At 69.5% G+C, this 25,443-nt stretch carries 23 protein-coding genes; 3 read left to right on the forward strand and 20 right to left on the reverse strand.

The annotated features are described in order from the left end of the window. The first annotated feature begins 9 nt into the window (after positions 1 to 9). Both J7346_RS04370 and J7346_RS04375 read left to right on the forward strand, forming a co-directional pair. The gene (locus J7346_RS04370) at positions 10 to 3,162 is read left to right on the forward strand and encodes an efflux RND transporter permease subunit (protein ID WP_209118157.1); all 3,153 of its coding nucleotides are present in this window, start codon (positions 10 to 12) and stop codon (positions 3,160 to 3,162) included. 61 nt (positions 3,163 to 3,223) lie between these two features. Next, positions 3,224 to 4,024, forward strand: coding sequence for a DUF1295 domain-containing protein (locus J7346_RS04375; RefSeq protein WP_209118159.1), 801 nt, complete (start codon positions 3,224 to 3,226; stop codon positions 4,022 to 4,024). Between the two features lie 108 nt (positions 4,025 to 4,132). Here the strand turns inward: J7346_RS04375 and J7346_RS04380 are convergent, their stop codons facing one another. The 13 genes from J7346_RS04380 to J7346_RS04440 form a co-directional block, all read right to left on the reverse strand. Continuing rightward, the gene (locus tag J7346_RS04380) at positions 4,133 to 4,399 is read right to left on the reverse strand and encodes a hypothetical protein (protein ID WP_209118161.1); all 267 of its coding nucleotides are present in this window, start codon (positions 4,397 to 4,399) and stop codon (positions 4,133 to 4,135) included. 77 nt (positions 4,400 to 4,476) lie between these two features. After that, positions 4,477 to 5,454 carry a glucokinase gene (gene glk / locus J7346_RS04385; RefSeq protein WP_209118163.1) on the reverse strand — a complete coding sequence of 326 codons (978 nt, stop codon included), beginning with the start codon at positions 5,452 to 5,454 and terminating at the stop codon, positions 4,477 to 4,479. Then, positions 5,455 to 7,350, reverse strand: coding sequence for a phosphogluconate dehydratase (gene edd / locus J7346_RS04390; protein ID WP_209118165.1), 1,896 nt, complete (start codon positions 7,348 to 7,350; stop codon positions 5,455 to 5,457). Further along, entirely contained in the window at positions 7,347 to 8,057 is a 711-nt protein-coding gene (gene pgl, locus J7346_RS04395) for a 6-phosphogluconolactonase (RefSeq protein ID WP_209118167.1), read from the reverse strand. The genes edd and pgl overlap by 4 nt, the downstream gene beginning before the upstream one ends. Then, positions 8,047 to 9,486 carry a glucose-6-phosphate dehydrogenase gene (zwf, locus tag J7346_RS04400; RefSeq protein WP_209118169.1) on the reverse strand — a complete coding sequence of 480 codons (1,440 nt, stop codon included), beginning with the start codon at positions 9,484 to 9,486 and terminating at the stop codon, positions 8,047 to 8,049. The genes pgl and zwf overlap by 11 nt, the downstream gene beginning before the upstream one ends. 50 nt (positions 9,487 to 9,536) lie before the next feature. Further along, positions 9,537 to 10,163 carry a bifunctional phosphoribosyl-AMP cyclohydrolase/phosphoribosyl-ATP diphosphatase HisIE gene (gene hisIE / locus J7346_RS04405; RefSeq protein WP_209118171.1) on the reverse strand — a complete coding sequence of 209 codons (627 nt, stop codon included), beginning with the start codon at positions 10,161 to 10,163 and terminating at the stop codon, positions 9,537 to 9,539. Then, complete coding sequence (hisF, locus tag J7346_RS04410) at positions 10,160 to 10,927, reverse strand: imidazole glycerol phosphate synthase subunit HisF (protein WP_209118173.1); 768 nt, start codon at positions 10,925 to 10,927, stop codon at positions 10,160 to 10,162. Before hisF ends, hisIE begins: the two co-directional genes overlap by 4 nt. Next, a complete protein-coding gene (locus J7346_RS04415) occupies positions 10,924 to 11,655 on the reverse strand; it encodes a 1-(5-phosphoribosyl)-5-[(5-phosphoribosylamino)methylideneamino] imidazole-4-carboxamide isomerase (protein WP_209118175.1) in 732 nt (243 codons plus the stop codon). Before J7346_RS04415 ends, hisF begins: the two co-directional genes overlap by 4 nt. Further along, positions 11,652 to 12,251 carry an imidazole glycerol phosphate synthase subunit HisH gene (hisH, locus tag J7346_RS04420; protein ID WP_209118177.1) on the reverse strand — a complete coding sequence of 200 codons (600 nt, stop codon included), beginning with the start codon at positions 12,249 to 12,251 and terminating at the stop codon, positions 11,652 to 11,654. The genes J7346_RS04415 and hisH overlap by 4 nt, the downstream gene beginning before the upstream one ends. Beyond that, a complete protein-coding gene (hisB, locus tag J7346_RS04425) occupies positions 12,248 to 13,684 on the reverse strand; it encodes an imidazoleglycerol-phosphate dehydratase HisB (protein WP_209118179.1) in 1,437 nt (478 codons plus the stop codon). Before hisB ends, hisH begins: the two co-directional genes overlap by 4 nt. Then, positions 13,681 to 14,988 (reverse strand): histidinol dehydrogenase, encoded by a 1,308-nt coding sequence (hisD, locus tag J7346_RS04430; RefSeq protein ID WP_209118181.1) that lies wholly within the window; start codon positions 14,986 to 14,988, stop codon positions 13,681 to 13,683. The genes hisB and hisD overlap by 4 nt, the downstream gene beginning before the upstream one ends. Beyond that, on the reverse strand, positions 14,988 to 15,869 hold the full coding sequence (gene hisG, locus J7346_RS04435; RefSeq protein ID WP_209118183.1) for an ATP phosphoribosyltransferase: 882 nt from the start codon (positions 15,867 to 15,869) through the stop codon (positions 14,988 to 14,990). The genes hisD and hisG overlap by 1 nt, the downstream gene beginning before the upstream one ends. Next, positions 15,866 to 16,186: a YerC/YecD family TrpR-related protein gene (locus J7346_RS04440; RefSeq protein ID WP_209118185.1), complete on the reverse strand. Its 321-nt coding sequence runs from the start codon at positions 16,184 to 16,186 to the stop codon at positions 15,866 to 15,868. The genes hisG and J7346_RS04440 overlap by 4 nt, the downstream gene beginning before the upstream one ends. Before the next feature lie 90 nt (positions 16,187 to 16,276). On the opposite strand from J7346_RS04440, the gene J7346_RS04445 reads away from it, so the two are divergent. Then, positions 16,277 to 17,506: an FAD-dependent oxidoreductase gene (locus tag J7346_RS04445; protein ID WP_209118187.1), complete on the forward strand. Its 1,230-nt coding sequence runs from the start codon at positions 16,277 to 16,279 to the stop codon at positions 17,504 to 17,506. Here the strand turns inward: J7346_RS04445 and J7346_RS04450 are convergent. From J7346_RS04450 to J7346_RS04480, 7 genes are read right to left on the reverse strand one after another with little or no spacing between them, the layout of a single operon-like run. Beyond that, positions 17,503 to 18,837, reverse strand: a complete 1,335-nt coding sequence (locus J7346_RS04450) for a sulfite reductase subunit alpha (RefSeq protein WP_209118189.1) — start codon at positions 18,835 to 18,837, stop codon at positions 17,503 to 17,505. The two genes, J7346_RS04445 and J7346_RS04450, sit on opposite strands and share 4 nt — an antisense overlap. Positions 18,838 to 18,839: 2 nt before the next feature. After that, positions 18,840 to 19,937 carry an FAD:protein FMN transferase gene (locus J7346_RS04455; protein ID WP_209118191.1) on the reverse strand — a complete coding sequence of 366 codons (1,098 nt, stop codon included), beginning with the start codon at positions 19,935 to 19,937 and terminating at the stop codon, positions 18,840 to 18,842. Between the two features lie 15 nt (positions 19,938 to 19,952). Beyond that, complete coding sequence (locus tag J7346_RS04460; RefSeq protein ID WP_209118192.1) at positions 19,953 to 20,771, reverse strand: DUF4198 domain-containing protein; 819 nt, start codon at positions 20,769 to 20,771, stop codon at positions 19,953 to 19,955. A gap of 21 nt (positions 20,772 to 20,792) precedes the next feature. Next, positions 20,793 to 21,311: a DUF2271 domain-containing protein gene (locus tag J7346_RS04465; protein WP_209118194.1), complete on the reverse strand. Its 519-nt coding sequence runs from the start codon at positions 21,309 to 21,311 to the stop codon at positions 20,793 to 20,795. A gap of 16 nt (positions 21,312 to 21,327) precedes the next feature. Further along, positions 21,328 to 21,984 (reverse strand): PepSY-associated TM helix domain-containing protein, encoded by a 657-nt coding sequence (locus J7346_RS04470; protein ID WP_209118196.1) that lies wholly within the window; start codon positions 21,982 to 21,984, stop codon positions 21,328 to 21,330. Positions 21,985 to 22,030: 46 nt separating this feature from the next. Then, a complete protein-coding gene (locus J7346_RS04475) occupies positions 22,031 to 24,031 on the reverse strand; it encodes a TonB-dependent receptor (RefSeq protein WP_209118198.1) in 2,001 nt (666 codons plus the stop codon). Continuing rightward, positions 24,028 to 25,425 (reverse strand): Mur ligase family protein, encoded by a 1,398-nt coding sequence (locus tag J7346_RS04480; RefSeq protein WP_209118200.1) that lies wholly within the window; start codon positions 25,423 to 25,425, stop codon positions 24,028 to 24,030. Before J7346_RS04480 ends, J7346_RS04475 begins: the two co-directional genes overlap by 4 nt. Positions 25,426 to 25,443: the final 18 nt, after the last annotated feature.

Genomic DNA, 25,443 nt, shown 5'->3' on the forward strand with positions numbered 1-25,443 from the left:
GCCCGGTCGATGAACTTCAACAACATCTCGGCCGCGTCGATCCGGAACCCGATTCCGGTCGTGCTGCTGTTCATCATCCTGACGGTCGCCGGGGTGCTGAGCTATTTCAAGCTGCCGGTGAACAACTTCCCGAACGTCGACCTGCCGGTCGTGGCGGTCACCGTGGTCCAGTCGGGTGCGGCACCGACCGAGCTGGAAACCCAGGTCACGCGTCTGGTTGAGGATGCGGTGGCCGGACTGGGCGAGGTCGACGACATCACCTCGACGGTCAATGACTCGGTCTCGACCACGGCCATCACCTTCCAGCTGGGCGTCGATCTGGAAAAGGCGACCAATGATGTGCGCAACGCCATCGCGGGCATTCGCCAGAACCTGCCTGCGGATGTGCAGGAGCCGATCGTCCAGCGGATCGAGTTCACCCAGATTCCGATCGCGACCTATGTGGTGCGCGCGCCGGGCATGAACCCGGAAGAGCTGAGCTGGTTCGTCGACAACACCGTGGCCAAGCGACTGTTGTCGATCGAGGGCGTCAGCCAGGTCACCCGTGACGGCGGCGTCAGCCGCGAGATCCGCATCAAGCTGGACCCGGCCAAGCTGGCGGCCCAGGGCGTGACGGCGGCGGCGGTCTCGAACCAACTGCGCGGATCCAACATCAACCTGCCTGGTGGACGCGGCGAGATCGGTGGCGAGGAACAGGCGATCCGCACCGTGGGCTCGGCCCAGTCGGTCGAGGCCCTGCGCGAAACCCTGATCCCGGTCGGCAACCGTTCGGTGCGGCTGGGTGATCTGGGCGAGGTGGTGGACGAATGGTCCGAACCGCGGGGCCGTGCGCGCTACAACGGCGCCGAGGTGGTGGGCTTCAGCCTCAGCCGATCCAAGGGTTCGTCCGAGCTGGACGTCTATCGCACGACCCAGGATGCGATCGCGGCCCTCGACGAGGAACTGGACAACGTCACCATCGAGGAGGTGACCAACACCACCTCGGACGTGATCAACAACTTCCATGCCTCGGTCGAGGCCCTGCTGCTGGGCGCGGGCCTGGCGGTGCTGGTTGTGTTTGTCTTCCTGCGCGACTGGCGGGCGACGCTGATCGCGGCGGTGGCCATGCCCATGTCGCTGATCCCGACCTTCTGGATCATGGACCTGACCGGCCAGTCGCTGAACGTGGTGACCCTGCTGGCCCTGTCACTGACCATCGGGATTCTGGTCGATGACGCGATCGTGGAGATCGAGAACATCGTCCGGCACATACGGGACGGAAAGGCGCCCTATCCGGCGGCCATCGAGGCCGCGGACGAGATCGGCCTGGCGGTCATCGCGACGACGGCGACCCTGCTGGCAGTGTTTGCCCCGACCGGCTTCATGCCCGGCGTGGTGGGGCAGTTCTTCAAGAGTTTCGCCATCGCCGCCTGCGTCAGCGTCTTCTTCTCGCTGGTGGTGGCGCGAACGCTCACACCGCTGATGGGCGCCTATATGCTCAAGCGCGACCAGGGCAAGGAGCACGGTGACCCGGCCTGGATGAGGCAGTATCTGGTCATGGTCGACTGGGTGCTGAATGACTTCCGCAAGAAGGGCGAGGATCCGAAGGGACGCTTCACCCACCGCGTCTTGCGCCGCTTCGGCGACCACCGGCTCTGGGTCATGGGCGGTGGTACGCTGTTCCTGATCGGCTCATTCGGCCTTGCATCCCTGCTGCCGTTCGAATTCATCCCGGCCGAGGATGTCTCGCGCTCCAGCATCACCATCCAGCTTCCGCCGGGCTCGACCCTGGCCGAGACCGATGCGGTGGCGCAGCGGGTCAATGACGCCCTGCTGGAACGGCCCGAGGTGAAGTCCGTCTATTCGTCGGTCGGTTCGGCCTCGGTCAGCTTCGGCCCCGGAGGCGGCGGCTCGGCCGGCGAAGTCCGCAAGGCCAACATCACCGTCAATCTGGTCAAGCGCAGCGAGCGCTCGCTGCGCCAGCAGGCCTTCGAGCAGGAGATGGGGCCGGTGCTGCGCTCCATTCCCGGCGCGCGCGTCCAGTTCGGCGCCGACGGCCAGGGCAGCCAGGTCTCGATCCAGCTGGTCGGCGACGACGGAGAGACACTGGAAGAAGCCGCGTCGGCGGTCGAACGCCAGATGCGCGAAATCGACGGCCTCACCAACGTCATTTCCTCGGCGGCGCTGGTGCGTCCGGAGATCCTGATCACGCCCAAGGGCGATGTCGCTGCTCTGCAGGGCGTGGCGTCGTCGGACATCAGCTCGGTCGCGCGCGTCGCGACCCTCGGCGATGCCGACCAGCTGCTGCCCAAATTCAATCTGGGCGACCGCCAGATTCCCATTCGCGTCATGCTGCGCGAGGAGGCCCGGAGCGATCTGGGCATTCTGGAGAACCTGCGCGTGCCGACCGCGTCCGGCGCCTCGGTGCCGCTGACGTCGGTGGCCGACATCTCGTTCGGGGCGGGGCCCAACCAGATCGACCGTCTGGACCGCAAGCGCGTCGCTACCCTGACGGCCGAGCTGAACGGCATCACCCTGGGTCAGGCCTCGGAACGCGTCGACAACCTGCCGGCGATGAAGAACCTGCCGGCGGGCGTTACCCAGGCTGTGTCAGGCGAGCTGGAGAACCTGCAGGAGACGGCGACGGGCTTCATGTTCGCCATCGTGACCGGCATCCTGCTGATGTATGTCGTGCTGGTGCTGCTGTTCCGCAGCTTCTTCCACCCGATCACCATTCTGGCGGCGTTGCCGGTGTCGTTCGGCGGGGCCTTCTTCCTGCTGCTGGTGACGGGCAAGTCGCTGTCCATGCCGGCCCTGATCGGCATCATCATGCTGACCGGGATCGCGGCCAAGAACTCCATCCTGCTGGTCGACTACGCCATCATCGCCATGAAGAACGGGCTGAACCGGCGCGAGGCCATCATCGACGCGGCGCACAAGCGGGCCCGACCGATCATCATGACGACGCTCGCCATGGGTCTGGGAATGCTGCCCATCGCCCTCGCGTTCGGCGAAGGCACGGAGTTCCGCAGCCCGATGGCGGTGGCGGTGATCGGCGGACTGATCACCTCGACCGGCCTGTCGCTGATCTTCATCCCGGCGGCCTTCAGCCTGATCGATGGTGTGAAGACGCGTCTGGAGCGGGTTCTGGAGCGCCGGTTCGGCGGCCAGCGGCACGGGTGACGGCATCCGATGCGGTGATCGGGGCGTATAGAAGCCGTCACCGCAATATGGAGCGCCCGTCATGAGCCTGTCCGACATCGCCTGGTTGCTGGCTGGAAACCTGCTGATGGTGGTCGCGGCCATGACCCTGCTGTGGGGCGTGGCGCTACGAATCCGCGACGTCAGCTTCATCGACGCGGTCTGGCCGATGGCCATGCTGTTCCTGGCGCTGGTTACCTGGCCCCGGACAGCGGGCGATCCGCTGCGTTCGGCCTTGCTGGTCGGGCTGTGCGCGGCCTGGGCGCTCCGGCTGGGGGTCCACCTGTTCCTGCGCTGGCGGGCCCATGGCGAGGACCGGCGCTATACCGATCTGATCGGCCGCCAGATGAAGACCGGCAAGAGTTGGCCGCTGGTTGCCCTGCTGTTCGTCTTCCTGCCCCAGGCGGTGCTGGCCTGGCTGACGTCGCTTCCGGTGCAGCTGGGACAGGTCGGCGACACGCCTGACGTCGGCTGGCTGGGCTGGGCCGGGGTGGCCCTGTTCGTCGTGGGGCTGGCGTTCGAGACGATCGGTGATGCGCAGCTGGCGGCCTTCCGCCGCGATCCGTCGACCAAGGGACAGGTGCTGGACACCGGCCTGTGGCGCTACACCCGGCATCCCAACTATTTCGGCGACGCCTGTGTCTGGTGGGGGCTGTATCTGATCGCCGCCGAGACGGGGCCGGGGCTGGCCGCCATCCTCGGGCCGATCTTCCTGACCTTCACCCTGACCAAATGGTCCGGGATCGGCATCACTGAAAAGAGCATCCATAGCTCCCGGCCCGGCTATGCCGACTATGTCCGCCGGACCAGCGCCTTCATCCCCTGGCCGCCGAAATCATCCTGACCCTTCACGCCTGACCCTTCGCGCATGGAAAAGGCCCCGCCGGGGGGATGGCGGGGCCTTCTCCGAAGGATGAGGCGGGGGGCATGACTCCCCCGCCGATCCGGAGGCTTAGTTGCCGTCCTGCTGAGCCATGCTCGGCGAGGTGTTCGGCGTGTTCTCGGTGGTCATGCCACCGTCGGCGTTGCCGGCTTCCTGCTCGATGCGGTCGGCTTCGGCGTTCAGAGCGGTTTCCTGCTCTTCGGTCGGCGCCATCGCGGCCTGCTCTTCCAGAGCGTCAGCCTTGCGCTCGGCAGCGGCGTCCTCGGCGCTTTCGCCGCAAGCAGCAACGCCCAGCAGGGCAACGGCGGACAGCGAGGCCAAAATCATCTTACGCATGGGAGTTATCCTTCCTCAGTTGAGACCACCCAAACGTCACAATGTGGCAATCGGTTCACGCCGCCGTGATGAGAATTTTATCCGTCGGCCCGGCAGGCGACGTGAGCGGCGCCCAGAAGGGCGGCCTGCTTGTGAAGGATCACCCAGGTCGGGATGGCCTTCATATAGGGGGTGAAGCGGCCCTTCTGCTCGAACCGTTCGCGGAAGGGGCTGGCCTCAAGGAAGTCGAGAATCCGCGGCGCGATCCCGCCGGCGACGTAGACCCCGCCTCGTGCCCCGGTGGTCAGGGCGACATCCCCGGCCACCGAGCCCAGGATGGCGCAGAAGCGGGCGAGGGTGGCGCCGCACGGCCCGCGCGGATCCTCAAGCGCCGAGCGGGTGATCTCGGCCGGGTCGTCGATGGATGTGGGGCGATCATCGATCTCGGCCAGCGCCCGGTGCAGATTGACCAGACCCGGCCCGCAGATCAGCCGCTCGATCGAGACGCGGGTATAGCGCCGGCGGAGCAGGCGCAGCACCTCGTCCTCCAGCGCGTCGGACGGTGCGAAGTCGACGTGACCCCCCTCCGAGGCCATCGCGACGGAAGAGCCCCAGCGATCCCGTGCGAGCGCGGAGACACCGAAGCCGGTGCCCGGGCCGAGCACCGCCAGGGTCTGCTGAGGGTCGCCCGCCTCGGGGCCACCCAGATGCGCCAGCTCCGGCCCCTCGATCAGGGGGGCCGCCCAGGCGAGGGCCTCGAAGTCATTGATCAGCCGGATGGGGCCGACACCCAGGCTGGCCAGTTCCGCCTCGGACACGCGCCAGGGGGAGTTGGTCAGGTCGATGAAGCCGTCGGTCACTGGCCCCGCGACGGCAATCACACCGCCGTTCGGCCGCGCGTCGCAGCCGTCCAGAAACGCGCGCACCCCGTCCAGAAAGGTGGGGTGGGTTTCGGCGGGAAAGCTCTCGTGATGCTCGACCCGGGGGCGACCGTCGACCATGCGGGTCAGGGCAAAGCGCGCATTGGTGCCGCCGACGTCGCCGACGAGATGCAGATGATCTTCCGAGGCCGGCATTCAGGCGTCCACCGTGCGGTCGACCACATTGGGGTCTGGGGGCGTGTCGGTTCCGGGCGGTCCGGCGGGCGGCTGGGCAAACACCACGGATGCGCCTTCTTCGGCCGATCCGACCACATGGCGGAAGGCGCCGAACAGTTCGCGACCGTAGCCCCAGGACGCGGTCTGCAGGCTGGCCTCGGTCCTCGGCGCACAGGGACGCTCGCCAAAGTCGGGACAGCCCACCACGGTCAGCTCGCCCTTGTCCGGGTCGAGGCGGATGATGTCGCCGTTGCGGACGCGGGCGATCGGCCCGCCGGCCAGCGCCTCAGGGCTGAGGTGGATGGCGGCCGGTGTCTTGCCCGACGCGCCGGACATGCGACCGTCGGTGACGAAGGCGACCTTGAAGCCCCGGTCCTGGATCACGCTCAGCGCGGGCGACAGGCTGTGCAACTCGGGCATGCCGTTCGCCTTGGGGCCCTGGAAGCGCAGGACCACGACGACGTCGCGATCCAGCTGGCCCTGCTTGAAGGCCTCCAGCGCCGCCTCCTGGCTGTCGAACACGGCGGCGGGGGCCTCGACCACCCGGTGCTCGGGCTTGACGGCCGAGACCTTGATGACCGCCCGGCCTAGTGCGCCCTGCACGAGACGCAGGCCGCCGTCCTTCTGGAAGGGATCGGAGACAGGGCGCAGGATGTCGGGGTCGAGGCTTTCGCTCACGCCGTCGCGCCAGACCAGCTGGCCCTCCTCGTCGAGGACAGGCTCCTGATAATAGGCCTTGAGGCCCTCGCCCATGACGGTGGTGACGTCGGTGTGCAGATGACCGCTCTCCGCCAGTTCGCGCACCACGAAGGCCACGCCGCCGGCGGCCTGGAAGGCGTTCACATCGGCCGAGCCGTTCGGATAGACGCGCGCCAGCAACGGCGTGCAGCTGCTCAGCTCGTCCAGATCGGTCCAGTCGATCAGTACGCCCGCCGACCGGGCCATGGCGACCAGATGGATGGCGTGGTTGGTCGAGCCGCCGGTGGCCAGCAGGGCAATGATGGCGTTGATGATCGACTTCTCATCGACCACCCGGCTCATGCGGCCTTCGCCCGAGCGGGCCAGTTCGACGGCACGCTTCGCCGCCGCCGCGGTCAGGGCATCCCTGAGGCCGGTATCCGGGTGGACGAAGGCGGTCGAGGGCAGGTGGAGGCCGATCACCTCCATCATCATCTGGTTGGAGTTCGCCGTGCCGTAGAAGGTGCAGGTGCCCGGCGAGTGATAGCTGGCGACCTCGCTTTCCAGCAGGGTGGCGCGATCCACCTTGTTCTGGGCGTAGAGGGCGCGCACCCGGGCCTTTTCCGCATTGGGAATGCCACTGGGCATGGGGCCGGCGGGGGCGAAGACGACCGGCAGGTGGCCGAACGCCAGCGAGCCCATGAACAGGCCCGGCACGATCTTGTCGCACACGCCGAGGCAGAGGGCGGCGTCAAAGGCATCGTGGGTCAGGGCCACAGCGGTCGACATGGCGATCACGTCGCGGCTGAACAGCGACAGCTCCATGCCCGGCCGGCCCTGGGTCACGCCATCGCACATGGCGGGGGTGCCGCCCGCGACCTGGGCGGTGGCGTTCACCTCGCGCACGGCCTGACGGACGATGTCGGGGAAGCGCTCGAACGGCTGATGGGCCGACAGCATGTCGTTATAGGCGGTGACGATGCCCAGGTTCGGCTGGCTGCCCGACATGGCATTCAGCTTGTCCTTGACCGGCGCGCCGGCAAAGGCGTGGGCCCAGTTGGCGCAGCTCAGCTTGGCACGGCCGGGGCGGTTGGTCGCGGCGTCGTCCATGCGGCGCAGATAGTCGGCGCGGGTGTCACGGCTGCGGGCGATGATGCGATCGGTGACCGCGCGCAGGATGGGGTGGAGGTCGGTCATGCGGACTCCTCCGTCCATAGGATTTGCAGGTGGGGAATGTGGGCGGCGAGGGCCGCGACAGGGACGATGGCCGGGTCACCCATGACCTGATCCTCGAACACGCGGCGCTTGGCCGATCCGGTCAGGGCCATGACGACGGTGTCGCAGCGCATCAGCCACGGCAGGTTCATCGACAGCCGTTCGCGACTGGGGGCCATGCCGTCGCGTCCCGCCGGCACGCCGAGGACGGCGGGCGACAGGGTGGGCGTCAGGAGGGTTTTCAGCGTCGGGCTCTCGGGGAACATCGACAGGATGTGGCCGTCCTCGCCCATGCCCAGCAGGGCCGCATCCAGCCGGTCGGTGGCAGCGTTGAGCGCCCGTGTGGCGACGGCGGCGGCGCGATCGACCGTCAGGGCGGCGCTGTGCAGCGGGATGAAGTCGGCCTGGCCCGGCCCGACCGGCAGGCTGGTCTTGAGCAGGGTCGCGTTCGACTCGGGCGAGCTCTCGGGCACATGACGCTCATCGACCAGGGTGACGGTGACGCGGCTCCAGTCGAGGTCGGCCTCGCGCATCGCGGCATAGACCGGCCCGGGGGTGGAGCCGCCCGATCCGGCGAAGATCGCGCGCGGGCGCTCGGTCAGGGCATTGGCCAGCGCCCCGGTCATCCGCTCGGCGCAGGCCGTGGCCCATCGCGCGGGCGAGGCAAAGGTTTCGATCTCAACGCTCATGACTGCTCCAGAGACGGCCCGTGCGGGACAGCAGCAGGTCGGCGGCCTCGGGGCCCCAGCTGCCGCCTTCATAGGGCTCGACCTTCATCGCCGCGCCGTCCCAGGCGTCGGAAACCTCGTCGACCCATTTCCAGGCCTCTTCCGCCTCGTCCCGTCGCACGAACAGGGTGGAATCCCCGGCCATGGCGTCCAGCAGCAGCCGCTCATAGGCGATGCGGCGGCGCGGCGGGCTGGCCTTGCGGTCGTTGTGCCCCCACGACAGGCTCATGGTGATGGGCTGAAGCTGCATGCGTTGATCGAGGCCGGGCTGCTTGTTCATCACCTCGAGGGAAATGTCCTCGTCCGGCTGGAGTTCAATGATCATCCGGTTCGGCTGGATCGCGCCGCGATAGCTGGATCCGTCCCGGCCGAAGATGGAGTGGGGCACCGGCTTGAACTGGATGACGATCTCGGTGCGCTTTTCGGCCATGCATTTGCCGGTGCGCATGAAGAAGGGCACGCCCGCCCAGCGCCAGTTGTCGATGTCGGCACGGATGGCGACGAAGGTCTCGGTGTCGGTCGGGGCGCCCCGCTCGCTGACATAGTCCGTGTACTGCCCCCGGGTGGTGACGCGGCCGGCCTCCTCGACCGTGATCGGGCGAAGCGAGCGCAGCACCTTGACCTTCTCGTTGCGTACCGAATCCGCGTCGATGTTGGACGGCGGCTCCATGGCCACCAGACACAGCAGCTGCAGCATGTGGTTCTGCAGCATGTCGCGCAGGGCGCCGTACTCGTCATAGTAGGGCCAGCGGTCCCCCACGGCGACGGTCTCGGCCACGGTGATCTGCACATGGTCGATGGTCAGATTGTTCCACAGCGGCTCGAAGATGGTGTTGCCGAAGCGCAGGGCGATCAGGTTCTGGACCGTCTCCTTGCCCAGATAGTGGTCGATGCGGAACACCTGGCTCTCGTCGAACACGGCCGAGACGGCGTCGTCGATCTCGCGGAAGCTCTCCAGATCGCGGCCGACGGGCTTTTCCAGCACGATCCGGGTGTCCGGACCGGCCAGCCCTGCGGCGTGCATGGCCGACACGATCCGACCGTAGAGCGAGGGCGACACGGCCATGAAAGCGGTTACAGAGCCGTCCCCGGTCTTCGCCTTCAGCGCCTTCAACTCATCCGCGCTGGTGGCGTCCAGCGCCACATAGTCCAGCCGGGCGGCCAGCCGGGTCCAGGTGTCGTCGGACCAGACGTCGTCCAACCTGGCGCGGGGCTCGACCGAGGCCCGCACCCGCTCGATGTAGGCGTCGCGTGTCTCGTCCGACCGGGCGGCGGCGATGATCTTCAGATCCGGGTCGAGCAGGCCGTCGTGGTCCAGAAAGTACAGGGACGGCAGCAGCATGCGGAGCGCCAGGTCTCCACCTCCGCCGAACAGTATCAGGGCCGACATTCGCCTCTCCGTCTCTTCGTCCGGGCGCACCGGCCGAAAGGGGCGCGCCGTCAGACAGGGTTCTTGGCCGCTTCGGCCCGCCGGGCCAACACGTCGAGCACGTCCTGAAACACCATGTGACGCGTCTTGAGCAGAACGAACAGGTGATAGATGAGGTCCGCCGCCTCATTCGCAAGCTCTTCGGTGTCGCCTGCGGCCCCGGCCAAAGCCGTCTCGACGCCTTCTTCGCCGACCTTTTGCGCCGCGCGTTTGGGCCCATCGGCCATCAGGCGGGCAGTCCAGCTGGTCTCGGGATCGGCAGACGCGCGCTGGTCGATGGTGGCCTCCAGCCGGCCGAGACGGCCCAGCCCCGGGGCGTCCTCCTCGCCGAAACAGCTGATGCGGTTCAGGTGACACGCATTGCCGACCGGCCGCACCTTGAGCACCAGGGCGTCGCCGTCGCAGTCGGGCGTGATCGAGACGACATGCAGCCGGTCGCCCGAGGTCTCGCCCTTGCGCCAGCGTCCACCCCGCGACCGCGAAAAGAAGGTCGCCTCGCCGCTCGCCTGTGTCTCTTCGAGGGCGGCGCGATCCATATAGGCCAGGGTCAGGACCTGAAGCGTCGCCGCGTCCTGCACCACCACCGGGATCAGGCCGTCGCCCTTGTCGAAGTCCAGCGTGTCGGGATTGAGGGTCACAGCCTGATCTCCTGTCCGGCGTCGGCGAGGTAGCGTTTGAGGTCGGGGATGGCGATGGCCCCCGTGTGGAAGACACTGGCGGCCAGCGCGCCCGAGACATCGGCCTGTTCGAACACTTGGCGGAAATGGTCGGGCGCCCCGGCCCCGCCCGAGGCGACCAGCGGAATGGTCAGCCGCTCGCGTGCTGCCTTCAGCTGGGCGATGTCATAGCCGTTCCGGACGCCGTCCTGGTCCATGACGTTCAGCACGATCTCGCCGGCGCCGAGCGCCTCGGCCTCGAGGATCCAGTCCAGGGTGCGGCGGCCCGTGCGCTTCGTGGCCGAGGGGTCGCCGGTGAACTGGTGCACCTGCCACTCGCCGTCGATGAGGCGGCTGTCGACGCCGATCACCACGCACTGGCGGCCCAGCCGTTCGGCCAGCTCCGTGATCAGGTCGGGCCGCGCCAGCGCCCGCGAATTGACCGAGACCTTGTCGGCGCCGTGGTCGAGACAGCGGGCGGCCTGATCGGCATCGGCGATGCCGCCCGCAACACAGAAGGGGATGTCCAGATCGCGCGCGATGTCGGCGATCCAGCCATAGTCGAGGGTGCGGCCCTCAGGGCTGGCGGTGATGTCGTAGAAGACCAGTTCATCGGCACCCTGATCGCGATAGCGCAGGGCGAGTTCGACCGCGTCGCCCATGTCGACATGGCCCTCGAAGCGCACGCCCTTGACCACCCGGCCGTCCTTCACGTCCAGACAGGGGATGATGCGTCGCGCGGTCATCGCACGGCCTCGAGCGCCTGTTCGACGGTGAAGCGGCCTTCATACAGGGCGCGTCCGATGATGGCGCCGTCGCAGCCCGCGTCGCGCGCGGCCGTCAGGTCGGCGGTTGCGGCCACCCCGCCCGAGGCCTGCACCTTCAGGTCCGGACGGCGCCGGACGATCTCGGCCAGCAGGTCGATATTGGGGCCGGTCAGGGCCCCGTCGCGACCGATGTCGGTGACCAGCAGGTGGCGGAAGACTCCTTCGGGATAGAGGTCAAGTACGGCCCACAGGTCGAGCGGCGCGGCCTCGGTCCAGCCCTTGAGTGCGGGCACAATCCCCGTGTCGGTGACGCGCACATCCAGCGCCAGCGTCAGGGCTTCGGGGCCCAGATCCTCCAGCCAGCCGCGCACCGTGCCGGGTGCGGTGACGGCCAGCGAGCCGACCACCACCCGGGCCACGCCCGCATCCCGCAGGCGCACGACATCCTCGCGTGTGCGCACCCCGCCGCCGGACTGGATGCGGGCGCGTCCGGTCCCGGCCAGTCGCGACAGGGTCTCGTGCTGGACCGCGCGACCGGCCTCGGCCCCGTCCAGATCGACGATGTGCACCCAGTCGGCCCCGGCCTCGGCAAAGGCATTCAGGCGCGCGACCGGATCGGCGTCATAGCGGGTCACCTGACCAAAGCGCCCGTGCATCAGCCGCACGCAGACGCCGTCCTTCAGGTCGATGGCGGGATAGAGGATCATGCGTCGATCGCCAGAAAGTTGGACAGGATGCGGGCGCCGGTCGTCGACGACCGCTCGGGGTGGAACTGGCAGCCCCAGCGGTTGCCCTGCCGGACCATGGCGGGGAAGGGGGTGCCGTGGCGGGCTCGGGCGAGCGTCGCCGGACCGTCGGGACAGGCGAAGCCGTGCACGAAATAGACATAGGCCCCGTCCTCGACGCCCTCGGTCAGCGGATCTTCGGCCAGATCGGACAGGGCCGACCAGCCCATGTGCGGGACCGTCAGCCCGGGGCCGGGCGTGAGCGGGACCACCTGTCCGGGGATCAGGCCCAGCAGGGGCACGTCCCCCTCGGCGCTGCTTTCGAACAGCAGCTGCTGGCCGAGGCACAGGCCGATCAGCGGGCGGGGAAAGGCCCGGATCGGCGCGCTGAGGCCCAGCGCATCCAGCCGGCGCATGGCCCAGGCGGCCGCCCCCACACCGGGCAGCACCAGTCGCTCGGCCTCGTTGATGCCGGCGGCGTCCGACACGCGGCGCACCCGTGCCCCCAGCCGTTCGAAGGCGAACTGCACCGAGGCCAGATTGCCCGCGCCGTAATCCAGAAGCGCAACCTCGGTCACAGCACACCCTTGGTCGAGGGGACGGCGTCGCCCTCGATGCGGATCGCCTGACGGAGCGCCCGCCCGAAAGCCTTGTAGACGGCCTCGGTCTTGTGGTGGTCGTCGTCGCCGGTCACCGAGACATGGATGGCGGCCCCCAGATGCTCGGCCAGTGAGCGGAACACATGGGCCGTCAGATCGGTGCGGTAGTCGCCGATGAAGGGGGTCGCGAACGTCCCCTCGAACACCGGATAGGGGCGGCCCGACAGGTCGATCGAGACCGTCGCATTGGCCTCGTCCATCGGCAGGACGAAGCCGTAACGGGCGATGCCGCGCCGTTCGCCCAGCGCATGTTTCAGGGCCTGACCGAGGGCGATGGCCGAGTCCTCGATCGTGTGATGCGGGTCGGTGTGCAGGTCGCCCTCGCAGGCGAGCCGCAGGGAAAAGCCGCCGTGGGCCGCGACCTGTTCCAGCATGTGATCGAAGAAGCCGACGCCGGTGGTGATCGAGACCGGGCCGGTCGCATCCAGATCGACGGCGCAGACGATGCGGGTCTCCTTGGTGTCGCGCACGGACTGTCCGGTCCGGTTCGGCCGGGCCTGCGCCGGAGCGAGATCCAGGGCGGCCAGCAGGCGGTCGTTGATGTCCGCGCGCGCCGACACCGGCAGGCGCAGCCGCTCGCCGGCCATTTCCGCCGGAATGCCGAACCGGGCCAGCGCCGCGCGCACGGCGGCGGGATCGGCCGGGCGCACCATCAGCACGGGCCCGACGCCGGGCTCGACGGGCATGTCGCGGCCGAGCGCCTTCGTCAGCCGCGCCCGCTCCCGGACCGTGGCCGCGATACGCTCGCGTGTCTCGATCAGGCGCGACGGGTCGAGCGCCTGCAGGGCCAGTCGCACGCAGACCTCGGGCAGGGCATAGGGTTCGAGCACGGCGGCCAGCCGCTGCAACGTCGCGGCCTGTCCCAGAGCCGCGCCGACGCGGGCGCCCGCCAGTCCATAGGCGAGCGACAGGCTGCGCAACACGACCAGATTGGCCTGATCGGCGATGACGGTGGCGGCGGAAGGCGTATCGGCGAACTCGGCCAGACCTTCGTCGACCACCAGCAGGGCCGGAGCCACGCGGGCCGCCATCTCGGCCACGGCCTCGGGCGAGCCGAGGGCGCGCACGATCACCACGCCGGGACGGGCCCCGGATCCCGGGCGGGCATAGAGGTCGGCCAGGGTCCGGAAGGGCTCGGCCTGCGGGGCCTCGACGGATTGTCCCGCGCGGGCGGCCAGCCGGAAGGCCAGCTCCAGCCCGTGGGTCACACCCCGGACGGGCAGGACCTGATCGGGGGCGACGCCGTAAAGCTCGGCCATGCGCGCGGCGAGGGCGCCGGGGTGGACGGGATAGCGATCCAGTCCTTCGCCGCCGCTGACCAGCGGGGCGAAGGGGGCGGGCAGGTTCTTCATGCGCCGGTCCTCAGATCCGCCGCGCGGGCGTGGGCCTCCAGACCCTCCAGCCGGGCCAGACGCGCGGCGACGGGGGCGAGGGCGGCAGCGCCTGCCTCGGAGACGGACTGCACCGACATGGAGGTCATGAAGCTGGCGGTGGTGATGCCGCCCAGCGTCCGCGCCCCGCCGTCGGTCGGCAAAACGTGGCTGGGCCCGGCGGCATAATCACCGAGCGTCTCGGCCGCCCAGGTACCGACGAAGATGGCGCCTGCGGCGGTGATCCGGTCGACCAGCTTTTCCGCATCCAGCGTCTGCAGTGCCAGGTGTTCGGGGCCGTAAAGATTGGCGATCGCGCAGGCCTGCTCCAGATCGGCGACGCGAATGGCGCGCCCCTCGGCCAAAGAGCGTCGGGCGATGTCCGCGCGCGGCAGGGTCTGCAACTGGTCCTCGACCGCCTGGAGAATGGCGGCGATGGCGCCCCGGCTGTTCGACACCAGCAGCACCTGGGCGTCGGCATCGTGCTCGGCCTGGCTGAGCAGGTCGGCGGCGGCGATGTCGGGATCGGCGCTGGAATCGGCGATGACCATCAGCTCTGACGGTCCAGCCGGCATGTCGACCGCCGGTCCACCGGGCAGGGCGTTCGCCTGCTTCTTGGCCTCGGCGACCCAGGCGTTGCCCGGTCCGAACAGTTTGTCGACAGGGGCGATTTCGCCATCGTCGAAGGTCGCGCCAAAGGTCAGGGCGGCGATGGCCTGGGCCCCGCCGATCAGCCACAGGGCGTCCAGCCCGGCCTCGTCCGCCGCCACGATCATGGCCGGGTGGACGCCGCCGTCCTTGGCGGGCGGGGTCACGGCGATGCGGCGCGCAACGCCGGCGACACCCGCCGGAATGGCCTGCATCAGCAAGGAGGAAAACAGCGGTGCACTGCCGCCCGGGACATAGAGGCCCGCCGAGGCGATGGGCCGCCACACCAGCCGGGAGCGCACGCCCGGCGTGGTCTCGACCCAGCCGGTGTCTTCGGGCCGGGTGGCCTGATGGAAGACGCGGACATTCTCGGCGGCGATACGCAGGGCCCGGGTGTCGGCGGGCGGCAGGGCCGCGCGGGCTTCGCGCACCCCGTCAGGCGTGAGGGCGATGCGCCGGGGGGCGGCGCCGTCCAGCTTCAGGCTCCAGTCAGCCACGGCCGCAGCGCCGCGCGCCTGCACATCGTCAAAGATGGCGCGCACCGTGTCGCTGACGCGCGCTTCGGTGCGCTGCGCCGGGCGGGCCAGAGCCTCGCGTTGCTCCTCGACGGAAAGGGTCGTCCAGTCGATCTGACGCATCACATCATCTTCTCGATGGGCAGGACCAGGATGGACGAGGCGCCCTCGGCCTTGAGGCGTTCCAGCGTCTCCCAGAAGACGGCCTCCTGACAGACGGCGTGGACGGCGACCGCATCATCGCGGCCCGACAACGGCATGACGGTCGGCGATTCCGAGCCCGGCAGCAGGGCGGTGATCCGGTCCAGCGCGGCGCGCGGGGCGTTCAACATGACGTATTTGGCATCCTGCGAGGCCACCACCCCGCCGATGCGCGTGATCAGGTTTTCGAGCAGCGACTCCAGCGCGTCCTCGACCGGCTGGGGTGAGCGGATCAGGACCGCCTGGCTCTCGAACACCGTGTCGAGCGGCACCAGACCATTGGCTTCCAGCGTCGCGCCGGTCGACACCAGGTCGCAGATGGCCGAGGCCAGCTTCAGGCGCGGAGCGACCTCGACGGCGCCGCGCATGGTGACCACCCCGGCGTCGATCCCGTGCGCCGTCAGCCAGCGGCCGAGAATGCGCGGATAGCTGGTCGCCAGCCTCAGCCCGTTCAGCGAGACGGGACCGACGTAGGGCAGGCTTTCGGGCGCGGCGATCTTCAGCGTGCAGCGGCCAAAGCCCAGCGGCATGACCACCTCGGCCAGCGGGCCCCCGTTGCGGGCCTCTTCCAGCACATTCTCGCCCACGATGCCGAGGTCGCAGACGCCGTCGGCGACAAAGGTCGGGATGTCGTCATCGCGCACCCGCAGCAGATCCACCGGCGCATTCTCGACCTTGTAGAGCAGGTCATTGTTGCCCTTGATGACGCGGAGGCCCGCATTGCGGATCAGGTCGAGGCTGCGCTCGGCCAGACGACCGGATTTCTGGACGGCGATACGAAGTCGCCCCTGAACCTTGCTCACGCGGATACTCCGGACTGTCGGTCAAGCACCAGGCGATAGCCCTGATGCGGCATTTCCTTGAGGAAGCGGGCCACGCGCACGACCGTGGTCGGGCTGGCCTGGGCCTCGGCGGCGATCTCGCGATACGACTTGCCGCCCGCGTCCAGCAGGCGCGCCACCTGCCAGCGCTCGGCAAAGGCGCGCACCTCGGCGGGCGTGCACAGGTCGGCGAGGAAGGCATCGACCTCCTCGCGCGACTTCAGGCTCAGCAGGGCGTCGTACAGGTCCAGCCGGCTGCGGGCCGCGACGGCGGCATTGGGGGGAAGGGCGTCGGTCATGGTGCGTTCCACTATGCTGTAACAGTGGAACGGTCAAGCGGTATCGACCTGCCTATGGTGCGACCGGCGATCGCAGCCTATGTGCGGGGCATGAGCAGGATCGTCATCGTGGGCGCGGGTCATGCCGGAGGCAGTGCCGCCGCCCTTCTCAGGCAGTACGGGTTCGAGGGCGAGGTGGTGCTGATCGGCGAGGAGCCGGTCGCCCCCTACCAGCGTCCACCCCTGTCGAAGGCCTTGCTGAAGGGCGAGGGCGAGGAAGAGGATCTGCTGCTGCGGCCCGCCGACTTCTATGTCGAACAGAATATCGAGATGCGGCTGGGCCAGACGGTCACGGCCATCGACCGGGCCGGGAAGACCGTGCTCCTCGCGGATGGGGAAACCGTCCCTTACGACACCCTGATCCTCGCGACCGGGTCCACGGCGCGGAAGCTGGCGGTGCCGGGGGCGGAGCTGGCGAACGTGCTGGAACTGCGCACCCTCGCGGACGGGCGAAAGCTCAGGGCGGCGATCCGGCCGGGGGCGAGGCTGGTGGTCGTCGGCGGCGGCTATGTGGGGCTGGAGGTCGCGGCCTCGGCCCGGATGCTGGGCGCCGAGGTCGTGGTGGTCGAGCGCGAGGCCAGGTTACTGGCCCGGGTGGCCTCGGATGTGCTGGCCGACTTCATGCATGCGGCCCACATGCGGCATGGCGTGAAGATCCTGACCGGGCGCACGGTCGTGGCCTTCCAGCCGGGCGAGAATGGCGCGGTCGGCGGCGTGACCCTGGACGACGGCCAGAGCCTGCCCGCCGATCTGGTGATCGTCGGGGTGGGCGGCGTGGCCTGTGAAGGGCTGGGCGCGGCGGCCGGCTTGACCTGCGACGGGGGGGTGGTCGTCGACGAGACCGCCCGCACCTCGGACCCCGATATCTATGCGCTCGGCGACATGACGCGGCGACCGGTGCCCGTCCACGACGGCCGGGTGGTGCGTCTGGAAAGCGTGCCCAATGCGCTGGAGCAGGCCAAGCAGGCCGCCGCCGCGATCACGGGTCGCAATCCACCGGTGCCCGAAGTGCCGTGGTTCTGGTCCGACCAGTATGAGCTGAAACTGCAGATGGCCGGTCTGGCCGACGGGGCGGATCGCAAGGTCGTTCGCGCCGTGGCGGATGGGGCCGCGCTGGCCGTCTTCCATCTGGCGGGGGACCGGCTGCTGTGCGTCGAGGCGATTAACGCCCCGGCCGAGTTCATGGGCGGACGTCTGCTGATCGGCAAGGCGACCCCGGTGGATCCGGACAAGCTGGCCGACCCGACTGTGTCGATGAAGGCGGTCGCGAAAGGCGACTAATAGACGTCGCGGCGGTAGCGCCCGGTCTCTCGCAGATCCAGCAGGCGCTCCTCGCCCAGAATGTCCCGCAGGGCGGCATCCACACCGGGGGCCATCCCCTTCAGACTGCCGCAGACCATGATTGTGGCACCCCTGTCGATCCAGTCGCGCACGGTGTCGGCTTCAGTCCTCACAATGTCCTGGACGTAGCGGGCGCCGCCAGCATCGCGCGAGAAGGCCCGGTCCACCCGGGTGAGCGCACCTCCCGTCCGCCAGCCAAGGATGCGGTTGCGCAGCAGGGCGTCATGGGCCTCGTTCCGCTCGCCGACGATCAGCCAGGCGGGCCCCCGCTTGTCGGCGCGCGAGCGCTCCGACAGGTGACCGGCCAGTCCCGCGATGCCCGTGCCGTTTCCGATCAGGATGAGCGGGATGGACGGATCGGGGCCGTGGAAACCCCGGTTGTTCCGCACGCGGACAGGCACAGTGTCCCCGACCCGACAGGCCTCCAGCAACCAGGCCGAGGCCAGCCCCGGCGTGCCGTCCGGCCTGAGCGTACTGCGAATCAGCAGGTCGATATGGCCGTCGGCCGGAACGCTGGCAATCGAATAGTCGCGCAACTGGCGCAGGCCGCCGGTGGCCGAGGCCGACAGTTCGATCTCGGCGATGTCGCCCGCGCGCCAGACCGGCAGGTCACCGACCGGCTTGAGCCGCAAATGGTAGACGGGCCGCCCCACACTGCCGGGATTGACCAGGGTGCGACTGACCAGGGTCCAGGGTTCGTGCGCGCCGCTCCGGCCGTCGGGGGCGAAGACGGCGCCGGTCAGGGCCGTCACCTGATGGCGCCAGTGATCCAGCGCGCCGGGATCCAGCCGGTCAACCTCGACACGGTCGAAGAGGGGCGCGGCTCCGGCCGAGACCAGCCACTGGTCCATCCGTCGCCCGAAGTCGCAGTAGTGGCTGTAGGTACTGTCGCCCAGGGCCAGTACGGCGACCTCGAGATGGGACAGATCGGGTGGGCTGGACATCAGCCGCCGCAGGAAGCCGGTGGCTTCGTCGGGCGCATCCCCCTCGCCGGTGGTGGCCGCCACGAGGAACAGACGACGGGCCGTGGCCAGCCGTTCGGGGGTCAGGTTCGACAGGCCAAGGCGTTCGACCGCCTGGCCCGCACCGGTCAGTGCCAGTTCGGTCTCAATGGCCAGGGCCTCCGCGCTGCCGGTCTGGCTGGCATGGACCACCAGGGTGTCCGCATCGGCATTCACCCCCCGGCGTCGACGAGGCCTCAGGGACCAGGCCGTCAGACCGGCCCAGGCCACGACGGCGGAGGCGGCCAGAAAGTCCGCGCCCATCGCCATGATCAGCGCCCGACGTCCAGCATGGCGCGACAGGCAGGACTGATCTGTTCGACCAGACCGGCCTCAGTCCGGTGGACCATCAGGGCGGCGATGCCGGACATTTCGGCGTGAGCCATACCGTCCCCGGGGCCCATGACGGTCAGGGCCGAGGCCAGGGCATCGGCCACCATGGCGGATTCGTGGAAGACAGAAACCGACACCACGCCATTGGCGACAGGCCGGCCGGAGCGTCCGTCGATGGTGTGGGAATAAACGGTGTTGCCATGCACGAACTGACGCCGGGCCTCGCCCGAGGTGGCGACGGCCAGGCCGTAGAGGGCGGCGATGGTGCGCGGGGCGTCCAGCCCCTCCGGGGTCTCGAGTTCGACCCACCACGGGCGGCCGTCCGGCTTGACGCCGATGCCCTTCAGCTCTCCGCCGATTTCGAACAGGTGGGAGGTCGCCCCCTCGCGCGCCAGCCGCTGCGAGATGCGGTCCACGGCGTGGCCCTTGGCGATCCCCGACAGGTCCAGCTTCAGCCCGCCGGGCTGGACCGCCGCGTGGGCCTCCATGTGCAGACGTAGCTGCATCCAGCCGCTGAGCGCCCGTGCCGCCTCGACCTCGTCGTCCGAGGGGACGGGAAGCAGGGGCGAGCGCGGACCGGGGGGACCGAATCCCCACAGGTCCACCAGGGTGCCGAGGGTCGGATCAACCGCGCCATTGGTCTCGTCAGCCAGATCCATGGCCCGGGTCAGCACGGTCCAGAAGGCGTCCGAAAGCGCCCATGTCCCCGCCGGGGCCGCGTTGAAGCGTGAAATCTCGCTCCGCCGGTCCCAGGGGCTGAACAGGGCGATGATGCGCTCCAGCTCTTCCTCGATCAGCTCCTGCCAGCGCGTGGCCGCGGCCTCGTCTCCCACCACGATGCGCGCCGTCCAGACCGTGCCCATGGTCTCGCCGCCGAGGGTCGCGATCTGCTCGCCCGGCGGGCGCTCCGGCGCGCCACGCAGCTCGGGGATCAGCACCCGGTTACCGGTCGCCGGTCGCACCTCATCCTGCCCGCCCGTCAGGTCGAGGACCGGCGGGGCTGAACGGCTGGAGAGGGGCTTGGCCGGATCCGACATGGTGTCCTTTGTGGCCTAGGGCAGGACTTCGACGACGCCGTTGTACTGGGCCGACAGGGGCAGTTTGTCACCCGCGCCGGGCACCTGCACCGCGGCATGCATCCAGTACATGCCCGCCTGGGGCCATTCGACGGAATAGACGCCATCCGCGTTCGTGGTCACGGTAATCTCTTCGGGCGAGGTCCGGTAACGGGTGCCACCGCGCGCGATCGTGACCTCGAGGCCGGCGGCCGGCTCGCCATCGACCAGCAGGCGGAAGCGGCCCGGCTCGTCCAGTACCAGATCATTGGGATGGGTCAGGGGCACCATTTCCAGCCCGTGGCCGGTCGGGGTGAAGACCTCGTCGGACAGATCGCCCAGGGTGACGAAGGTCTCGACGCGCATGGCCGACAGGCTGGCCTCGACCTCCGTCGCGCCTTCCGGCAGGCCCTGCGGATACTCGGCCGGGGTGCCGCGCCAGCGCTGGCGCTCGCCATTCAGCATGTAGCTGGCCACCACGCCGCCCATCACATTGGCGATCCGGTAGGTGCCCTGCTTGGTGAGATGCACGTCGAAGGTCGAGCGGTAGCGCCCGCGCATCATGTTCTCGGGCTCCAGCAGCTGACCGTCCGGGCCGAGGATGGTCAGGCCGTCCAGTCGCATGGCGGCGTGATCGGCGATGAAGACGCCGTTCGACATGCCGGCATCCACGCCGATCCAGGCGTCACTGCCCGACAGCACGGTCGAGCTGGGCGCCATCCAGGCGCGGTGGGCCTCGGCGACCAGCGGGGCCGCCATCAGGGCGATCACACCGGCGGCAGCGGCCAGCAGGGGAGAGAAGCGATAGCGGTTCATGGCAGTGTCCTTCTGACGATCCTAGCGGGCGACGCTGACGCGCACGGCGCCCAGTTCAGTCTCACCGGTGCCCGAGGCGGTGTTGGCGGCACCCAGGCGGAAGGGCACACGCACCAGCTCGCGCCCGCCCAGTTCGCGGGCGGCCTCGACCGCCAGCACATAGTTGCCCGCGGGCAGGTCCCGCAGACGCGAGGCCGGAATGGTGACCGTCTGGGTCCCGGGCGCACGCGTCGGACCCGACACACCGTCGGCCGGCAGGGTCAGGCCCCGCCCGTCCTTGCGCCACCAGGTGCGGATGTCCTTCAGCCAGTCCTTGCCCTCACCGGCGGGCAGGCCGGTGTCGTACCAGACCGACAGGGTCCGCACGGCGGTCTGGTCGGGACGCTCGATCCACACGGCCACATAGGGGCGGTGATACGAGGCGCTGTTGATGCGCGGCAGGGTGATGCTGACCGTCAGATCGCCGGACGGCAGCGGGGCGGCGCCCGTCAGCACGAGGGCGGTCAGGGGCAGGGTGGCGGCAAGCGTCAGCGGTTTCATCGGCACTCGGATACAGTCAGTGAATAAAGATCAGGGCGAGGATCAGCGGGATCAGCAGCCCCAGGGAGACCAGGGGCCAGGTCATGCGGCGATTGCGGGCATGCAGCACCAGCAGCGCCAGACCCGTCAGCGCGAACACCAGACAGGCGACGGCAAAACCGTCGATGAACAGGGCCCAGGCGGGGCCGGCGTCGCGGCCCTTGTGCAGGTCGTTCAGATAGGCGATCGGCCCGCGAGAGGTGACCTCGGCAAAGGCCTCACCCGTCTGGCGGTCCAGCGTCATCCAGCCGTCCCCGCCCGGGCGGGGGAGGGCGACGTAGATTTCGGCCTCGGTCGTTTCGGTCGGACGACCGGCGATGGACAGGTCCAGTGCCCCCTCGGCCCACCGGGCCACCGCGTCGGGCACGGGGTCGGTGGTCTCCCCCGGCATCTCGGCCAGGCGCGCCAGCAGCGGCGCGGGCAGGGTGGCCGTGCGCTCGACCACCACCGGCTCGGCGGGGATCTGGGCCGCGTGATTGAGGGTGAACCCCGTCACCGCGAACAGGATCAGGCCGATCAGGCTGACCGACGCCGAGATCCAGTGCCACTGGTGCAACTGCTTGAGCCAGAAGGCCCGCGCCGAGCTCAGGCGGGCAGCTTGCGGGCGGGGAGAGGGGGCGGGTGAAGAGGACACCCTGCGCCTGTGCCAAAAATGCGAACCGTTTGCAAGTAACCACGAGTTACCACTGACGAGAGAGTCCGATCCAGACCGTGCGGGGTGGGCCGAACGACACCACGCCGGTGCCTGTTTCCGCTGTCTCGACGTCCGCGTCGAACAGGTTCACAGCCTCGACCCACGCTGCCAGATCGGGCGACAGTCGGCGCTCTGCCCGCGCCGAGACGGTGAGGGCCGGATTGAGGACCCGGCTGTTCAGATCGTCGTCGAAACGGCGGCTCTCCCAGCGGGCATCGACGCTGACAGTCCAGTCCGGAGCCGGGGTCCAGTCCATGCCGGCGGTGGCGCTCCAGATCGGGGCCTGGGCGGGGCGCAGCCCGGTCAGCTGCGGCGCCTGCGATCCGCCGTCCACCTGCGCATCCGTCGCCGACAGCGCGCCCCGTAGCGTCAGGCCGTCGCGCGGTCGCGCCTCGACCTCAAGCTCCAGCCCGACAGCCTCGATGGTCCCGGCGTTCTGCCGCTCGCGCAGCACGCCCCCGGCCGGGACAAAGCCCGCGCGGGGGAAGGTTCCCGGCCCCTGACCGATGGTGACATTGACGATGGCGTCCTCGATCCGGTTGGCGAAGAGCGTCGCCCTCAGGTCCAGCGGTTCCGTCTCGCGGGCCACGCCGACCTCGATGCCGGTCAGTTGCTCGGGCACCAGACCGGCATTGGCCTCGGTGATGTCATTGCCGACCCGGAACGGGCGGTGCAGTTCGTTCAGCGTCGCGGGTCGGAACGCACTGTAGGCGGCCGCGCGCGCCGACCACTCCGGCGACAGGGCGCGTCGCACGCCCAGCCTTGCCGAGAACACTTCGCCCGACTGATCCGCAGGTCGGTCGTCCAGCACCACGGCGTCGGTCTGCAGATCACGCTCCACCCGCAGGCCGTCCCGCGCCGCCCAGTGGTCGAGGCGAAGTCCTCCGGCCACCAGCCAGGGTCCGTGCGTGGCGCTCGCCTCCGCGTAGACCCCGGCCACCGAAGTCTCCCCGCCCGCCTGCCGCGAGCGAGTGAATTCGCCGCCCATGAAACGGTAGCGTTCATTGGTCTCGCCCTCGGCGCGGCGGGTATCGACGCCCAGCTCGGTCTCGAGCCCGTCCCGCTTCATGCGCCAGGCTGCGTTCAGCCCCCAGGCCGTCGCCGGGGTTTGGAACTGATGATTGGCCGGGCGGGTCGCGGACCGGTCGGGCTCGGTCGCCACGAACCGGTTCTGCAGATCGCTGGTCCGGCGCCATAGCTGCACCCTCCAGCCCGGCTGACCGGCGTCCGGTTGGCGCGTGGCGGTCAGGGACAGGGCGGTGCCCGAGGCTTCGGCATCCGACCCCTCCACACCCGAGCCGCGCATTTCCTCGAAGGCGGAAACCCGCCCCGAGATCAGCGCATTCCCGACCGGCAGGTCCAGCCGCAGCGAGGCGGAGTTGGCTTCAAGGTCCAGCGGCCGGTCGGCCGCTCCGGCATCGGGCGGACGCACCGGCACATGGCCGTCCGTCCGTTCGAGGCCCGCCGTGGCCACCCAGCGCAGGGGGCCGAGGTCGCCGGTGCCCGAGCCCGCCAGCCGGGCCGATCCGCGCTCACCCATCGCAGCTGTCCAGGCCCCTCCCGTGTCCCGCTCGCGAAGGAGCACAGACCCGGTCAGGGCGCCCGCGCCGTAGGGGCCGGTCCCGCCGGCGCGCACCACATCGACCCCCGACAGGCCCTCGGGCGGCACCTGCGCCCAAATGACCCAGCCGCCGAACGGATCGTTGAGGGGCACACCGTCCAGGGTCACCAGAGCCCGCCCGGCCCCGGTCGGGGCGATGGCCCGGAGCGACAGCCCCTGGGTGGTCGGATTGGCGGTCAAACTGGATGTACGCCGGAACAGGCCGACGGCGGGGACCTGGCCGAGGGCCTCGTCGAGCCGCGTCGCGCGGTCGAGCGTGGCGCCGTCCAGCCGGATTACCGAAAAGGCGGCCTCTCCCTCGGCGGCGGGCAGACGCGGCGCTGTGACCACAACCTCGTCGAGGACGACGGGCGGGTCCTGCATCATGCCGAAAGGCGCGTCAGAAGCTCGCGGGCAAAGGTGGTCAGGGTGTCGTCGCGCGCGCCCATCACCAGAATACGGTCGCCGGGTTGCGCCAGTTTGACCAGCCGGTCGCCGCACTCGGCCCGCGTGGCATGGGCCTCGGCCTGACGCCCCGCCGCGACCACGCCCTCGACGATCTGCGGGCTTGAGACACTGCGGTCGGTCGTGCCGCCGTAATAGACGGGTTCGGGCATGATCAGGTGATCCTCTGCGGCCATCAGCCGGGTAAAGGTCTCAATGAACTCGCGCCGCATCAGTTTCAGCGGGCCGAAGCCATGCGGCTGAAACAGGATCAGCAGTCGCCCGGGAAAGGCATGCAGGGTCTGAAGCGTCGCGGTGATCTTGTCGGGGTTGTGGGCAAAGTCGTCGATGACCGTAACGCCGCCCGCCTGCCCGACGACCTCCAGCCGCCGCCGGATGCCGCGGAAGCTGCCGAGCGCCGCAATGGCTGTTTCCTGTGATACGCCCAGCGCCTGCGCCACGCCCAGAGCGGCCAGCGCATTGGCGACATTGTGCGCGCCGGGCACCTGCAGGGCGACCTCGGCCCCGTCCACCCGGAACCGCATGCCGGTGGCCGTCGCCTCGACCTCGGTGGCGCACAGATCGGCCGCCGGATCGCCCAGCGAAAAGGTCAGCCGTCGGTCAGCGGGCAGGCTGTCCGCCAGCGTCCGTGTCTCGTCATTGTCGAGGTTCAGGACAGCGACGTCCGCATGACCGGCAAACCCGCCGAACAGGGCGCGCAACTCCTCCATCGACTTGTGGTCCAGCGAGATGTTGGACACGACGGCCACGGTCGGGCGGTACAGCTGGATCGAGCCGTCGGACTCATCGACTTCGGAGACGAACAGGTCCGGCGTGCCGATGCGGGCTGCGGCAAAGGGTGTGTCCTCGCGCACGAAATTGCCCATCACCGCGCCGTTCATGACCGTGGGGTCGAGGCCAGCCTGATCGAGGATCCAGGCCACCATGCCGGTGATGGTCGACTTGCCGCTGGTCCCGGCGATGCCGATGCTGCGGCCTGCGCTGTTGAACAGCTGCGACAGCATTTGCGGACGGCTGATGACGGGGGCCCCCACCCGGCGGGCGGCGGCGATGTCGGGGACCGTGTCCTCGATCGCACCCGAGGCCACCACCGTCGTCGCCGGATCGGTGACGCCGGACCCGTCCTGAGGATGAAGGCCGATGCCCTGAGCCTCCAGCCAGGCGAACTTTTCGGGGCTGCGGCCCTGATCGCGCGACCGGTCCGATCCCGACACCCGGGCCCCGCGCGCGGCCAGGATCAGCGCCAGCGGCAGCATGCCCGACCCGCCGATGCCGCAGAAGAAATAGGAGCCGGCTGGATTGGCGTCTTGATTCATGGAGGCGAAACCGGGGAG

It is taken from the genome of Brevundimonas sp. A19_0, from assembly GCF_017744255.1.
GTDB lineage: Bacteria > Pseudomonadota > Alphaproteobacteria > Caulobacterales > Caulobacteraceae > Brevundimonas.

What these genes read in the sequence shown, in the direction of transcription:
- J7346_RS04370 (WP_209118157.1), top strand. Translation starts at nt 10, where the DNA reads ATGAACTTCAACAACATCTCGGCCGCGTCGATCCGGAACCCGATTCCG.
- J7346_RS04375 (WP_209118159.1), top strand. Translation starts at nt 3,224, where the DNA reads ATGAGCCTGTCCGACATCGCCTGGTTGCTGGCTGGAAACCTGCTGATG.
- J7346_RS04380 (WP_209118161.1), bottom strand. Translation starts at nt 4,399, where the DNA reads ATGCGTAAGATGATTTTGGCCTCGCTGTCCGCCGTTGCCCTGCTGGGC.
- glk (WP_209118163.1), bottom strand. Translation starts at nt 5,454, where the DNA reads ATGCCGGCCTCGGAAGATCATCTGCATCTCGTCGGCGACGTCGGCGGC.
- edd (WP_209118165.1), bottom strand. Translation starts at nt 7,350, where the DNA reads ATGACCGACCTCCACCCCATCCTGCGCGCGGTCACCGATCGCATCATC.
- pgl (WP_209118167.1), bottom strand. Translation starts at nt 8,057, where the DNA reads ATGAGCGTTGAGATCGAAACCTTTGCCTCGCCCGCGCGATGGGCCACG.
- zwf (WP_209118169.1), bottom strand. Translation starts at nt 9,486, where the DNA reads ATGTCGGCCCTGATACTGTTCGGCGGAGGTGGAGACCTGGCGCTCCGC.
- hisF (WP_209118173.1), bottom strand. Translation starts at nt 10,927, where the DNA reads ATGACCGCGCGACGCATCATCCCCTGTCTGGACGTGAAGGACGGCCGG.
- J7346_RS04415 (WP_209118175.1), bottom strand. Translation starts at nt 11,655, where the DNA reads ATGATCCTCTATCCCGCCATCGACCTGAAGGACGGCGTCTGCGTGCGG.
- hisB (WP_209118179.1), bottom strand. Translation starts at nt 13,684, where the DNA reads ATGAAGAACCTGCCCGCCCCCTTCGCCCCGCTGGTCAGCGGCGGCGAA.
- hisD (WP_209118181.1), bottom strand. Translation starts at nt 14,988, where the DNA reads ATGCGTCAGATCGACTGGACGACCCTTTCCGTCGAGGAGCAACGCGAG.
- J7346_RS04440 (WP_209118185.1), bottom strand. Translation starts at nt 16,186, where the DNA reads ATGACCGACGCCCTTCCCCCCAATGCCGCCGTCGCGGCCCGCAGCCGG.
- J7346_RS04445 (WP_209118187.1), top strand. Translation starts at nt 16,277, where the DNA reads ATGAGCAGGATCGTCATCGTGGGCGCGGGTCATGCCGGAGGCAGTGCC.
- J7346_RS04450 (WP_209118189.1), bottom strand. Translation starts at nt 18,837, where the DNA reads ATGGCGATGGGCGCGGACTTTCTGGCCGCCTCCGCCGTCGTGGCCTGG.
- J7346_RS04455 (WP_209118191.1), bottom strand. Translation starts at nt 19,937, where the DNA reads ATGTCGGATCCGGCCAAGCCCCTCTCCAGCCGTTCAGCCCCGCCGGTC.
- J7346_RS04460 (WP_209118192.1), bottom strand. Translation starts at nt 20,771, where the DNA reads ATGAACCGCTATCGCTTCTCTCCCCTGCTGGCCGCTGCCGCCGGTGTG.
- J7346_RS04465 (WP_209118194.1), bottom strand. Translation starts at nt 21,311, where the DNA reads ATGAAACCGCTGACGCTTGCCGCCACCCTGCCCCTGACCGCCCTCGTG.
- J7346_RS04475 (WP_209118198.1), bottom strand. Translation starts at nt 24,031, where the DNA reads ATGATGCAGGACCCGCCCGTCGTCCTCGACGAGGTTGTGGTCACAGCG.
- J7346_RS04480 (WP_209118200.1), bottom strand. Translation starts at nt 25,425, where the DNA reads ATGAATCAAGACGCCAATCCAGCCGGCTCCTATTTCTTCTGCGGCATC.